Source organism: Kineosporia sp. A_224 (genome assembly GCF_002198655.1).
GTDB lineage: Bacteria > Actinomycetota > Actinomycetes > Actinomycetales > Kineosporiaceae > R-H-3.
The window spans coordinates 74175-86515 of sequence record NZ_MWLN01000178.1 but is presented as its reverse complement, the minus strand read 5'-3'; the positions used below and the strand labels follow the sequence as shown (position 1 = coordinate 86515).

14 protein-coding genes are annotated in these 12341 nt (G+C 74.9%); 4 read left to right on the top strand and 10 right to left on the bottom strand.

Annotated features, from left to right (window positions below):
• On the bottom strand, window positions 1-1313 hold a 1313-nt coding region (locus tag EDJALFJO_RS18205; RefSeq protein ID WP_143448640.1), incomplete at its 3' end, for a hypothetical protein.
• Window positions 1314-1456: 143 nt separating this feature from the next.
• Between EDJALFJO_RS18205 and EDJALFJO_RS35060 the strand changes: the two genes are divergently transcribed.
• Both EDJALFJO_RS35060 and EDJALFJO_RS18200 read left to right on the top strand, forming a co-directional pair.
• Window positions 1457-1633, top strand: coding sequence for a hypothetical protein (locus tag EDJALFJO_RS35060; RefSeq protein ID WP_198950419.1), 177 nt, complete (start codon window positions 1457-1459; stop codon window positions 1631-1633).
• A gap of 44 nt (window positions 1634-1677) precedes the next feature.
• Window positions 1678-1920 carry a DUF6767 domain-containing protein gene (locus EDJALFJO_RS18200; protein WP_088287740.1) on the top strand — a complete coding sequence of 81 codons (243 nt, stop codon included), beginning with the start codon at window positions 1678-1680 and terminating at the stop codon, window positions 1918-1920.
• On the opposite strand, the gene EDJALFJO_RS18195 is transcribed toward EDJALFJO_RS18200, so the two are convergent.
• The 4 genes from EDJALFJO_RS18195 to EDJALFJO_RS18180 all read right to left on the bottom strand — a co-directional run bounded on the left by EDJALFJO_RS18195 (window position 1880) and on the right by EDJALFJO_RS18180 (window position 5255).
• A complete protein-coding gene (locus EDJALFJO_RS18195; protein ID WP_158220476.1) occupies window positions 1880-2872 on the bottom strand; it encodes a sucrase ferredoxin in 993 nt (330 codons plus the stop codon). The two genes, EDJALFJO_RS18200 and EDJALFJO_RS18195, sit on opposite strands and share 41 nt — an antisense overlap.
• Window positions 2873-2885: 13 nt before the next feature.
• Window positions 2886-4214, bottom strand: a complete 1329-nt coding sequence (locus tag EDJALFJO_RS18190) for a cupin domain-containing protein (protein WP_088287728.1) — start codon at window positions 4212-4214, stop codon at window positions 2886-2888.
• Entirely contained in the window at window positions 4198-4401 is a 204-nt protein-coding gene (locus tag EDJALFJO_RS18185) for a BatC protein (RefSeq protein WP_088287727.1), read from the bottom strand. The genes EDJALFJO_RS18190 and EDJALFJO_RS18185 overlap by 17 nt, the downstream gene beginning before the upstream one ends.
• A gap of 89 nt (window positions 4402-4490) precedes the next feature.
• Window positions 4491-5255: a DUF4386 family protein gene (locus tag EDJALFJO_RS18180; protein WP_158220475.1), complete on the bottom strand. Its 765-nt coding sequence runs from the start codon at window positions 5253-5255 to the stop codon at window positions 4491-4493.
• A gap of 120 nt (window positions 5256-5375) precedes the next feature.
• Between EDJALFJO_RS18180 and EDJALFJO_RS18175 the strand changes: the two genes are divergently transcribed.
• Complete coding sequence (locus tag EDJALFJO_RS18175; protein ID WP_158220474.1) at window positions 5376-6128, top strand: TetR/AcrR family transcriptional regulator; 753 nt, start codon at window positions 5376-5378, stop codon at window positions 6126-6128.
• Entirely contained in the window at window positions 6125-6910 is a 786-nt protein-coding gene (locus EDJALFJO_RS18170; protein ID WP_088287724.1) for an IclR family transcriptional regulator, read from the top strand. The genes EDJALFJO_RS18175 and EDJALFJO_RS18170 overlap by 4 nt, the downstream gene beginning before the upstream one ends.
• Before the next feature lie 527 nt (window positions 6911-7437).
• On the opposite strand, the gene EDJALFJO_RS18165 is transcribed toward EDJALFJO_RS18170, so the two are convergent.
• The 5 genes from EDJALFJO_RS18165 to EDJALFJO_RS18150 all read right to left on the bottom strand — a co-directional run bounded on the left by EDJALFJO_RS18165 (window position 7438) and on the right by EDJALFJO_RS18150 (window position 12330).
• Complete coding sequence (locus tag EDJALFJO_RS18165; RefSeq protein WP_088287723.1) at window positions 7438-8727, bottom strand: Nramp family divalent metal transporter; 1290 nt, start codon at window positions 8725-8727, stop codon at window positions 7438-7440.
• A complete protein-coding gene (locus tag EDJALFJO_RS34425; protein ID WP_158220473.1) occupies window positions 8727-8903 on the bottom strand; it encodes a hypothetical protein in 177 nt (58 codons plus the stop codon). Before EDJALFJO_RS34425 ends, EDJALFJO_RS18165 begins: the two co-directional genes overlap by 1 nt.
• A gap of 3 nt (window positions 8904-8906) precedes the next feature.
• Window positions 8907-10598: a chaperonin GroEL gene (gene groL / locus EDJALFJO_RS18160; RefSeq protein WP_088287722.1), complete on the bottom strand. Its 1692-nt coding sequence runs from the start codon at window positions 10596-10598 to the stop codon at window positions 8907-8909.
• A 197-nt stretch (window positions 10599-10795) separates the two neighbouring features.
• A complete protein-coding gene (gene mimD, locus EDJALFJO_RS18155) occupies window positions 10796-11164 on the bottom strand; it encodes a propane 2-monooxygenase effector subunit MimD (RefSeq protein ID WP_088287721.1) in 369 nt (122 codons plus the stop codon).
• Entirely contained in the window at window positions 11161-12330 is a 1170-nt protein-coding gene (locus EDJALFJO_RS18150) for a toluene hydroxylase (protein WP_088287720.1), read from the bottom strand. The genes mimD and EDJALFJO_RS18150 overlap by 4 nt, the downstream gene beginning before the upstream one ends.
• Between the last annotated feature and the right edge of the window lie 11 nt (window positions 12331-12341).

Genomic DNA, 12341 nt, shown 5'->3' with positions numbered 1-12341 from the left:
GCCCAGGTCGCGACGAGGACGAGGCCGAGGCCGGCGGTCACGGCGAGCAGCGCGTACCCCGCGGCGGTCCGGAGCAGCGCGGACGTCGGCGGCAGCGGGTGCACCTGCCCCGCCCCGGACCGGGCGAGCAGCACACCGAGCGGGACGGCGACCGCCGCGAGCGGCAGGAGCGCGGCCGTCGTCCCGGTCGCGGTGACGAGCGGGTGCCGGCCGAGCCCGGCGACGGCCCGCAGCTCGGTCTCCCGCCGTCCGGCACCGACGAGGGCCAGCCCGAGGACCACCCCGAGCGCGAGCGCCACCCCGGCCCAGGCCTGGCCGGCCGTCGTGGAGCGGACGGTCGTCGCGATCCCGTCGGCGACCCCGACGAGGTCCGGGATGCCCGAGACGACGTCGGTGCCGATCGCCCCCTGCTGCGCGTTCGTCAGCTGGGCGGCGCGGCTGTCGAGGTCGAGGACCGCCTCCCGGATCCGCAGCGCGTCGTCGAGGAGCGGCACGGCCGGGTCGAGGGCCGACACCGACGACCACAGGAGCGTCTCGCGGATGTCCGGGACGATCCGGGACGCGGTCGCCAAGTCCGTGACGACGAGGAACGCGGGCACCGAGGGGGTCGCCGTGTCCGTCGGGAGCCGGAAGCCGGACGCCGCCCAGACCTGGTCGCCGGGCGGTCCCACCGGGTGCCGGGAGGCGTCGGTCTCGTAGACGCCGCGCAGCGTGAGGGGCACCGTGTGCCGCTCCGGCGGCTCCCCGGGGAGCCGCTGCTCGAGGGTGCCGACGTCGACGACGTCACCGGCCCGGACGGCGAGCCTCCGTGCGACGTCGACGGGCAGCCACACCCCGCCCCCGGCGCCGGCGGTCGGACCGACGACGCGCAGGTGGGCGGCGGGGTCGTCGACCGCGACGAGCCGGACGTTCGCGGTCCGGTCGCCGGCGACGACGACCGGGGTCAGCGGGGGGTCGAACCCGCGCTTGCGCAGGTCGGGGGCGGCCGACTGGCCGAGGACCACCGGCTCGGTGAGCCCGCGGATCGTGCCGGCTGCGGTGAGCATGAGGGACCCGGCGGGGACCTTGGGGCCGACGCCGGAGACGATCTGGACGACGGGCGCGTCCGCGGCCTGCGCCCCTGGCGCGACACCGGTCAGCGCGTCGGCGAGCGCGGCCTGGTCGGTCGCGGCCCGGAACAGCGGCACGGCCGACGCGGCCGCCGCGACGAGGACGAGCGCGGACAGCACGAGCGCGTTCCACACCGTCGGCCGCACCGAGCGCCCCAGCGCCCGGGACCCCGACCGGAGCCGCGCCGACCCGACCTGCGCCATCCGTGGACCTCCACGCCCCGCCCCTGGACCAGGGCCGACAACCTACGCGGGGCGCCGGACGCTCGAAAGGGTTTTCGGGCGCAGGCCCGCGGTGCCGGGCGACAATGGTCGCGCCGGACGGGCCGGCACCAGGAGGTCGACCGATGCGCTGGTACAAGTGGCTCGGGGTCGCGGGGGCGGTCGGCGTCGCCGCGACCGGTGCGGTCGTCGTCCGGCAGCAGCGCCGGCGGCGCGCGTACACCCCGGACGAGGTGCGCTCGCGCCTCCACGAGCGGTTCGCGCAGGCGCAGGCGAGAGGCACCGCGGCGCGGCAGGGGTGACGTCGGTCCCGGTCCGGCCCACGCGGGCGGCGCAGACTGCAGAGGTGTCCACCGTCCCTCGTCCGTCGCGCCCGTGGGTCGCCGACGCGCAGTGCCCGCTGCGTCCCGGCGAGCCGTGCACGCTGTGCCACCCGGAGGCGGACGGCCCGCAGCGCTGCCCGACGGTCGCGATCGTCATGGCGGACGACGACCTGCGCGCGGAGCTCGCCCGGCGCCGGGCGGCCTACCGCGCGGGGCGACGGGCGGTCAGCCCCGCAGGACGGGCACCGGCGGCCCCTCGACGCTGAACGTCCGGGCCCGGGACGGCGTGACGGCGGCGCACGTGAGCAGGTGCGGGCCGGACACGTGCGCCGACAGGTGGACGACGTAGCGCTGCTCGAAGCCCGCGGTGTCGACGTGCGCGACCTCGACGGCCCAGCGCTCGCCGGGCCGCTCCTCGACCCCGACGACGTCGAGCGCGTCGCGCCGGTCCTCGTCGAGGGCCAGCGCGGTGCGGTGCAGCGCGGCCTGCGCGACGGGGCTGCGGCCGTAGCGGCCGCGCCAGTGCGCGAGCGAGGTGCGGCCGGCGGCGAAGCGACGGACGAGGTCGACGGCACCGGCGGGGTCGAGCGCGCCGAACAGGTCGCCGGTCGGCAGCAGGAGCACGTTCGCCGCGAACCGGTCGCCCCCGAGGTGCGAGCACTCCCAGACGTCCCAGTCGTCGGGCCCGCCCGGGGCGTCGACGGCGGCCCGGGCCGGGAAGGCGTCGGCGAGCGCGGCCGCGACCGGACGCCCGCGCAGCGCGCAGCAGACGTCGTGCCGGGCGTGCGTGCAGCAGAGGGCGACCCGCTGCGGCCCGGACGGTGCGACGGCGCCGCGCAGGTCGACCTCGAGCAGGGCACGCGGGTCGGTCCACGAGCCCCACGCGACGGCCTCGTGCCCCGGGCGGAGGTCGGCGAGCGCCCAGGACCGCGGCACGGCCTGCGGCGAGCCGGCGGCCCGCCCGGACCGCCGGACGAGGAGCACCCGGACGCCCGCGTGCGCCGCGGTCTCGCCGAGCCGGCCCGCCACGTAGTGGTCGAGCCGGCTCTCGGTGAGCGCGGCCCGGCCCCACGGCCCGGGCACCTCGACGAGGAGCAGCCGGACCGCGGGCGGGGCGGACGCCGCGAGGTCGTCGCCGCGGTCCCGCGCCGCAGTGGCGCAGCGGAACGGTTCTGCGGCAACGGGTCCGGACGGCCGGGGCGCCGGGTCGGTGCTCACCCGGGCACGCCGGTCACGCCGGCACGGCGAGCGCCTGGCGCAGCAGCGTCCGGGCGACATCGAGCCGGTCGAGGTCGGTCAGGGTGCCGGCGCCCACGTCGTCCGCCGCGTCGAGGTCGCCGATCTCGGCGGCCGCGACGGCCTCCCCGGCGAGCAGCCGCTCGACCGCGGCGCGCGCCGCGAGCGGCAGCCGCACGGTCGTCTCGGGGGTGCGGACGACGAGCCGCGCGCCGTCGTCCGCCGGTTCGACGTCGAGCCGGGCCCGCAGGTGCGGCCGCCAGCGCAGCCGGGTCCACAGGTCGACCGCCTCGGCGGCCCGGGCCTGCGCCATCGGGCCGACGGGCGCGGCCCGGCGGGCGTCGTCCGAGGGGCGTTCGAGACGCCGCGCGACGTCCTGCGCGCGGACCTCGGTGAGCACCGCCGTGAGCGCGTCGACCGTCGCCTGCAGGTCGTCGGCGATCGAGGCCGGGTCGGTGACGTCGACGCCGAGCGGGAGCGAGGCCCGCAGCGCCGCCGCGGCGTGGGAACCGCCGCGGGCGAGACCGGCGACGACCTGATCGAGGAGATGGTGCCGGGTCCAGGTGTGGACGCCGACCGTGAGGTGCGCGCTCGTGCCGCCGAGTGCCGTCGCCGCGTGCAGGAAGCCGCGGGGCAGGTAGAGGGCGTCGCCGGGGCGCAGCGTCACGTCGAGCAGGGGCTCGCCCGCGGCCTGTCGCTCGACCGCCGCCCGTCGGTCGGCCCACGGCTCGTCCCGCAGCGGGGCGTCGCGGACCGGCGCGTGGATCGTCCAGTGCTTCTCGCCCGCGACCTGCAGGACGAAGACGTCGTGGACGTCGTAGTGCGCGCCGAAGCCCTGCGACTGCGGCGGCGTCACGTACGCGTTGACCTGGACGGGGTGGCCGAGGTCGGCCATGAGGGCCTGGGCGAGGTCGACGACCGGGCCCCAGATCCGGTGCAGGCCCTGGAGGACGATCGTGCAGCCGTCGGCGAAGAGCCGGGCGAGCGCGTCGTCGGCGACCTGGTCGGTGATCGTCGCACCGACCCCGCCGCCGCGGGTGAAGCGGGACGCCGGGAGGGTCCGGCCGTCCTTCGCGACCCGCAGGAACGGCGTCCGCAGACCGTGCGTGCTCACGAGCTCGTCGACCGCGTCGAGGGAGAACAGGTCCCCGAAACCGGTGGGCAGGTCTTCGCGGCGGCTCAGCGAGGCGGTCCGGCCCCAGACCTCGGCGGCGAAGCGGTCCGGTTCGAGGCTCGTGCAGCGCCGCAGGGCGGGGCGGTCGGGTGCCGTTCCCGGCCCGTCCGCCCCGCCCGTCGCGACGCCGAGGTCAGCGACCTGCGCCACTGTCCGCGCCGCCGTCGGCACCACCGTCGGCACCGCCGTCCGCGCCACCGTCGGCACCACCGTCCGCACCACCGTCACCGCTCGTGCCGGCACCGCCGTCCGCGCCTCCGTCGGCACCACCGTCGTGCTGACCGGGAACGCCGGCCGCACCGCCGTCCGCGGGGCCCTCGGGCTCGGTCTCGCTCATGACGCACTCCTTCGTGCCGCACGGGGCGGCGACTCGTTCCGTCGGCCGGGTGAGTCGCACGCTAGGCCGGGTGCCCCGAGGGCGCAGGTTCACGCGGTCGCGGTCACGCCGACGGTCGACGCGGGCCCGACGCGGCGGACGACGAGGAGCACGCCGAGCGCGAGGAGCCACACGTACCAGGCGGTGTAGACCGGCTGGCCGATCGTGTTCATCGCCTCGGAGCGCAGCACGGCCGCACCGGGCACGAGGACCGCCCACACCGCGGCGAGGGCGAGCCCGAGGGCGCCGAACCAGCGCGGGACACCCACCGCCCGCACGACGACGACCCCGACGAAGACCGCCCAGACCCCCTGGAACAGCCAGCCGAGGTGCTCGCCCAGCGCGCCGCCGCCGTACCGGTTGAGGACGTCGAACGACGCCGCGACGGCCTGCCGCCCCGCAGCATCCGTGGCCTGCGCGTACGCGTCGGCGAGGAAGGGGACGGTGATCGGCCAGCGCACCCAGCCGAGGATCTGGAAGAGCGCACCGGCGACGCCGAACACGGTCATGGCCCGGGTGCCGGGGGTCGCGCGGGTCAGGGCCGCCTCGAGGCCGAACGCGGCCGGCACGAGCACGAGGCTGCTGACAAGCATGAGGTAGAACCCCGCCCGGAGCGAGGTCTCGGACGCCGCGAACAGCGGCAGCACGGTCGTCCCGGGCTCGTCGAGCACGGCCGGCCAGCCGAACGAGACGGACAGGATCGTCGCGCCGACGGTCGCCAGCACCCCGGACGCCGTGAGCAGCAGCCCGGTCGCGGGCCAGCGGCGCAGGGGCGCCGTGGCGGTGGTGGTCGGGGCGGGGGTCGTCGTGGTCATGGATCCTCCAAAATGTGAGCAGTGCTCTTGTCGAGAACAGTGTTCACACATCACGGCTCACAAAGCAAGAGCGCCGCTCTCGTTGTGAACGATGTTCTCGTCCCGGATAGGCTTGGGGGCGTGACCGAGGCCGTGCCGCCGCAGCCGCAGCCGCAGCCGGCGACGCTGCGCAGCCGGCGCCGCGAGGAGGTGCTCGGCGCGATCCGCGCGGCCGCGGGTGCCGAGCTCGAGGAGCAGGGCGCGGCCGCCCTGTCGCTGCGGGCCGTCGCCCGCAGGGTCGGGCTGGCGCCGTCCGCGCTCTACCGCTACTTCCCCGGCCGGGACGACCTGCTCACCGATCTCGTCGTCGCCGCCTTCGACGCCCAGGCCGACGCCGTCGTGGCCGCCGCCGGCCGGCACCGGGACCCGCTCGCCGCGGCCCGGGCCGCGCTCCTGGAGTACCGGGCGTGGGCGGTCGCGAACCCGGCACGGTTCGGCCTGCTCTACGGCGCCCCGGTGCCGGGGTACGCGGCCCCGCCGGAGACGATCGGCCCCGGCGCCCGGGTGGGCGACCTCGTCGTCGGGCTCGTCGAGCAGCTCCACGCGCAGCACCGGCTCGACGCGGGGTCGTTGCGGCGCAGGGCCTCCCGGCTGGACAGCGGGACGGCGTCCGAGCTCGCCGCGCTCGCCCGGCGGCGCGGCTACACGCTGCCCGTCGGGGCGATCGCCCTCGGCGTGGACGGCTTCGTCCGAGTGCACGGGGTGACGGTCATGGAGGTCTTCGGTCAGCTCCGGCCGCTCACGAGCCGAGCGGCACCGTACGTCGAGCAGACCGTGGACGCCGTCCTCGCCGAGCTCGTCGGACCGGCGGCCGGCCCCGGGGAGGGCCGGTGACGAGCCGGGTCCCGGCGGCCGAGCAGACGCTCGCCGTCCTGCGGTACCTGTCCCGGCAGGCCGGCCCGGTGCCGGCGGCCGCGGTGGCGCGCGAGGCGGGGCTGCCCCGCTCGACGGCGTACCACCTGCTCAACGTGCTCGTGGAGAACGGGTTCGTCGTGCACCTGCCGGAGGAACGGCGCTACGGGCTCGGCGTCGCCGCCTTCGAGCTGGGCAGCGCCTACGCCCGGCAGGCGCCGCTCGCCCGCCTCGCCCGACCGGTCCTCGCCCGGCTCGTCGACCGGGTCGGCGAGTCCGCGCACCTGGCCGTGCTTCACGGTCGCGAGGTGCTCTACGTCGTCGAGGACCGCGCCGCCGGCCGGCCGCCGCTCGTCACGGACGTCGGCGTCCGGCTCCCCGCGCACCTCACGGCCTCCGGCCGCGCGATGCTCGCCGACCTGCCCGCCGCCCAGGTGCGGGCGCTGTTCCCCGACCGGTCGGCGTTCGTCGACCGCACGGGCATCGGCCCCTCCGGCCTGCCCGACCTGCGCCGGGTGCTCGCCGAGGTCCGGCGCCGCGGGCACGCGGTCGAGGACGGCGAGGTCGGCGCCGGGCTCGCCTCGGTCGCCGCCGCGGTCCACGACCACACCGGCCACCCGGTCGCCGGGGTCGCGGTCACCTACCCGACCGACCCCGGCGCGCCGCCCGCCCGGCCGGTCGCCGACCACGACACGCTCGTGACGGCCGTCCGCGCCACCGCCGCCGAGCTGACGCGGCGCCTCGGCGGGGTGCCGCCCCGCTGAGGCCGGGGTCCGTCACCGAGTGCTTTGCTCTGCCATCACCAGCGAGCCACGGCCGGCCCTGACCACCTGCTCTGCCATCACCAGCGAGCCATGGCGGTCGCCGTGCAAGCGCGCGCCACAGCTTCGTCATTGCTCCGCGACATGCGGGGCCGGCGTCGGGGTGTCGACGCGCAACGACGAACCTGTGGCGCGCCGGTCTACGTCACCAGCGGCCACCGGCTCGGACGAGGCGTACCCGACAGGGGGCGTCGAGGGGTGCGTCGAGCGTGTGCGTCAGCGTGAGGCGGGGCGTGTGCGCCGGTGGCTGCCGGGACGACCGGCGCTCCGCACGGACGGCCTCACGCTCGCGCGCACGGTCGGGATGCCAGGCCACGACAGGGCGTTGGCTCGCTCCTGCTGGCAGAGCAAAGCACGCGAGAGACCTGCCACCAGGGCACCGGCCGCGACTCCGGTGCCCTGGTCGCGAGGTCCGCCGCGCGCCGGCGGCGCGCGGGAGTGGTCGCCCGACACGTCGGCCCGTCGCCGGCTCAGCCGGTGAACAGCGCGGAGATCACCGCGGCGTTCAGGGCGCAGACGAGCAGCGTGATGACGACGGCGAGCGCCGTCGTCAGCCGGCGGTTGACCTGCCGGCCCATGAGCGCCCGGTCCGCGGTGATGTGGACGAGCGGCAGCAGGGCGAACGGCACGCCGAACGAGAGCACGACCTGGCTCAGCACGAGCGCCTGCGTCGTCGAGCCCGGCAGGCAGAGCACGACCATCGCGGGGCCGAGCGTGAGCAGCCGCCGGGTGACGAGCGGGATCCGGCGGCGGACGAAGCCGGCCATGACGATGTCGCCCGCGAGGGTGCCGACCCCGGACGCCGCCAGCCCGGCGACGAGCAGGGCCAGCGCGAAGGCCGCGGCCATCCCGGCGCCGACCGCACCGAAGCCCTCGTAGGCCGCGGTGAGGGTGTCGGTCGCCTCGTCGAGGCGGCCGCCGCTGAGCACGGTCGCCGCGACGAGGAGGATCGAGACGTTGACGAACGCCGCCGCCGACAGCGAGGCGACGATGTCGAACCGGTGCGTGCGCAACGGGATCCGGTGGCTCGACGCGAGCGAGGAGTGCACGTAGATCGCGTGGGGCATGACGGTCGCGCCGACGATGCCGGCCGCGAGCAGGGCCGCGCCCTGGCCCGCGAGCGAGGGCTGCAGCCCCGCGGCGGCGCCGGCGAAGGCCCCGACCGTGAGCACCTGGTAGACGTAGCAGGCGAGGACGACGAGCAGCAGCGCCGCGATCGCGGCCTCGAACCGACGCCGCCCCTGCGGGCGCAGGGCCAGCAGGCCGACGCCGAAGGCACCAGCGAGCAGCCCCCCGACCGGCAGCGGCAGGCCGAAGAGCAGCGACAGCGCCACCGCGGCGCCGAGCACCTCGGCGACGTCCGTGGCCATGCTGACGATCTCGGCCTGCACCCAGAGGAACCGGTTGACCCCCCGGGGGTAGCGGTCCCGGCAGAGCTCGGGCAGGGACCGGCCCGTCACCGACCCTGCCTTCGCGGCGAGGTACTGGACGAGCATCGCCGCCGCGCTCGCGACGACGACCACCCAGAGCAGCCGGACGCCGAGACTGGCGCCCGCCTCGGTGTTCGTCGCGAAGTTGCCGGGGTCGACGTAGGCGACCGCGACGACGACGCCGGGCCCGCAGAGCCGGCGCAGGCCGCGGACCACGGCGACCCCGGGCGGGGGCGCCGGAGGTCCCTGGGCCGGTGCGACGGCGTCCACCAGCGGGACGCCGTCCTCCTCCACCGGGGCAGGGCGTCTGGTCTGCCTCGGGTCCAGCATCAGACCGCGTCCTGCCGGTGCCGCCGGCGGGCCGCCACCCGCACGACGAGCCCTGCGCCCACGACGAGCCCCGCGAGGAGCTCGCCGTGGACACCTGCCACCACCAGTGCCGTGAGATAGCCGCCGACCAGGGTGCCGAAGAGCAGCGTCCCCGCCCGGTCGTCCCGCGCGGACACGGGCTATCCCACCGACGGACCGAGGCCGAGGGACTGCGGGGTGCTCGCGTCCGGCGAGGGCTGGTGCAGGCCCTCGTCGAGCTCGCCGTACTCCGTCATGAGGGCGCGGCTGCCGCCCCACGGGGTCTGCTCCTCGGCGATGAGCGTGTTCGTCGTGAGCAGCAGGCCCGCGACGGAGGCGCCGTTCTGCAGCGCGGAGCGGGCGACCCGCAGCGGGTCGACGATGCCCATCGTCACCATGTCGCCGTACACGCCGTGCAGGGCGTCGAAGCCGCCGTCGACCTCCATCGTGGACACCCGGGCGACGACCTCGTCGCCGTCGTAGCCGGCGTTGCTCGCGATGAGGTACGCCGGCTGGGTCAGTGCCCGCCGGACGATGCCGACGCCGATCGCGTAGTCCTCGTTGACCTCGAGGTCGTCGAGCGCCGGCGCCGCGTGGAGCATGGCCGAGCCGCCGCCCGCGACGATCCCCTCGGCCATCGCGGCCCGGGTCGCCGAGAGCGCGTCCTCGACGCGGTGCTGCAGCTCCTGGAGCTCGGCGTTCGTCGGGGCGCCCACGCGGATCACCGCGACCTTGCCCGACAGCGAGCCGATGCGTTCGGTGAGCACGTCCTCGTCGACGCCGAACGTCGCACGGCCGAGCTCGGCGCGCAGCTGGGTCACCCGGAAGTCGATCTCGTCCTTCGAGCCGGCGCCGTCGATGATGCACGTCTCGTCGGCGTTGACCCGGACGACGGTCGCCCGCCCGAGCTGCTCGACCGTCATCGTCTCCAGCGAGAAGCCGGAGTGCTTGCTGAACACGGCGCCGCCGGTGACCGAGGCGATGTCCTCGAGCTTGTGCAGCCGGCGGTCGCCGAACCCGGGCGCGGTGATCGCGACGCACTGGAAGAGCCCGTTGACATGGTTGTGCACGAGCATGCTCAGCGCCGCACCCTCGATCTTCTCCGCGAGGATCACGAGTGGGCGCGGGTCGCGCATGACCTTGTCGAGGATCGGCATGAGCTGCGCGATCTTCGAGATCTTCTCGCTGCACAGCAGGATGTACGGGTCGTGGAGGACGGCCTCCAGGCTCGCAGGGTTCGTCACCATGTACGGCGACATGTATCCGTTGTTGAACGTGAAGCCCTCGACGAACTCGACGCTCATGCCGTGCTGCGGCGACTCCTCGACGGTGACGATGCCGCCGTCCCCGACCGTGTGCAGCGCCTTGGCGATGACCGCGCCGACGTACTCGTCGTCGTTGGCGGAGATCGCGGCGACCCGGGCGAAGTCGTCCTCGGTGACGACCGGGTGGGCGACGCCCTGCAGGTGCTTGACGAGCCGGGCGACCGCGAGGTCGACGCCGCGCTTGACGAGCACCGGGTTCGCACCGTCGCCGATGACCTTCATACCCTCGTGGACGATCGCCTGCGCGATGACGGTCGCGGTCGTCGTGCCGTCACCGACGATGTCGTTCGTCTTGATGGCGGCTTCCTTGACGAGCTGCGCGCCCATGTTCTCGAACTGGTCCTTGAGGTGGATCTCCCGGGCGATCGTCACGCCGTCGTTCGTCACGACGGGGGAGCCGGTGATCTTCTCGAGGATGACGTTGCGGCCCTTGGGGCCGAGCGTCGACTTGACCGCCTCCGCGAGCTGGTCGACCCCGGCGAGCAGTCGCTCGCGGGCGTCCGCGCCGAAACGCAGTTCCTTGGCCATCTGGTCCTCCTGGACGTCGTTGTCTGAAGTGGCTCAGGGGTGTCTGAAAGTGCTCAGGGTGCCTGAGGTGACTCAGGTGCAAGGCTCCAGGCGGTCCCTGCCGCGGGGCGCCGGACGGCGCCGGCGCCCCGCGACAGGGCGTCAGGTCCTTCGGTTGCAGTGGTGCATTGGTGCATTGGTGCATTGGTGAAGGTGGTTCAGCGGATGGGCGGCATCTCCCCGGTGTACTCGATCGCGTCCTCCGGGTTGGCGAACATGATCGTCCGGTCGTCCTCGTGGATCATCCGGCCGTAGTGCGTCGACATGTTCTCCTCGAACTGCGCCGCGTCGAAGAAGCCGGGCTCCTCGCCGAGCGCCTCGGAGATCTCGTCGTAGACGAAGTCCATCCGGCGCGTCGCGTCGACCCGGATCATCGACGGCAGGTGGTCGACCTTCACACCCTCGTGGCCGGCCATCACCTCCGCGACGACCGCGCCGATCTGGTTGTTCATCAGCGTGACGCCGCACATGTTGGACGGGGTGCTGTCCGACTTGAACGGGCTGGGGGCGGTGGTGAACTGGCTCACTGGGTCAGCTCCTTCGGGATGTCCAGACCGAGATCGGTGAGGATGGCGGCGAAGCGGCTCTTGGCCCGGTCGAGGCCGTCCTCGAAACGCGGGGGCTTGGCGTCCGGCTGCGACCAGAGCGGCTGCAGCTTGCGGGCCGCGGCGAGGCAGCGGGGCACCCAGTTGGACAGCCACCCGTTCATGAGCGCCTTGTTGTGGTCCGCGAACTCCCGGTCCTTGGTGAGCAGGTCGAACAGCGCCACCGAGTACAGGAGGTCGCGCTCGGCGTAGTCGAACTCCTCGGCGCCCATCACGGTGGGGGTGACGAAGTCGCCGTTGCGCGGAGCGGCCTGCTGGACGAGCTGGCTGCGGAAGAGCTCACCGATGAGCGGCTCGAAGATGATGTTCGCGGCGAAGATCGCCTCGCACCAGTCGTCGATGCCGGTCAGGCCCTCGGCGACCTCGCGCACGCCCTGCCAGCACGGGTCGCTGTTCCACGCGACGAGGTGGGCGCCACCGTCGAAGCCGGCGATCTCCTCGGTGAGCGTGAGGTTGTACAGCGCGAGGTCCTGGGCGGAGCGGATGCGGTGCATGCTGTTCACGGCCATCGCCGTGTTGTGCATGTTCGTCGGACCGCGCCGGTTGGCGTTGGCGAACAGGTAGAGGCCGAGACCGTGGTTGACGTGCATCCACGCGCCGACGTGCGACTCCACGAAGCGCACCCAGTTCGGGGTCCACTGCTCGAACGCCTTCGCCTGCCGGGCCGAGTCGATGTTCTGGTTGACCTGGCGCTCGACGTTGGCGTTGTAGCGGTAGAAGCTGAGCTCCCACTCCTCATTGGGGTCACGGAACTCGTGCCAGCCGTGGGCCGGCCACTCGTAGCCCTTGCCGCCCGTGCCCGGGCCGCGCTCGGGGAGGGGGCGGTCCGACCCCCACGCCTTGAGCGCCGTCCACTCCAGGGGGTAGCCGCCCTTGCCGTCGGCGAAGCCGTAGAGCCAGCCCTGCGCGAGGTAGTGCCGGGGGTCCGGCTGGACCTCGACGGTGACGTCCTCGTAGTGGGTCTGCTTGCGCTTGGCCGGCGTGTAGTAGTTGAAGCGCCGCGCGTTGGAGTCCGGGAACTCCTTGGCCCCGGCCTCGGCGTCCGTGAACACCGGCTTCGGCACACTGCGTTCTGGTGTGGTCGTCATCGTCCATCCCT

Bases quoted from the DNA above. Each gene is read 5' to 3' on its own strand.
- EDJALFJO_RS35060 (WP_198950419.1), top strand. From the start codon at position 1,457: ATGCGCTGGTACAAGTGGCTCGGGGTCGCGGGGGCGGTCGGCGTCGCC.
- EDJALFJO_RS18185 (WP_088287727.1), bottom strand. From the start codon at position 4,401: ATGAGCGAGACCGAGCCCGAGGGCCCCGCGGACGGCGGTGCGGCCGGC.
- EDJALFJO_RS18180 (WP_158220475.1), bottom strand. From the start codon at position 5,255: ATGACCACGACGACCCCCGCCCCGACCACCACCGCCACGGCGCCCCTG.
- EDJALFJO_RS18165 (WP_088287723.1), bottom strand. From the start codon at position 8,727: ATGCTGGACCCGAGGCAGACCAGACGCCCTGCCCCGGTGGAGGAGGAC.
- groL (WP_088287722.1), bottom strand. From the start codon at position 10,598: ATGGCCAAGGAACTGCGTTTCGGCGCGGACGCCCGCGAGCGACTGCTC.
- EDJALFJO_RS18150 (WP_088287720.1), bottom strand. From the start codon at position 12,330: ATGACGACCACACCAGAACGCAGTGTGCCGAAGCCGGTGTTCACGGAC.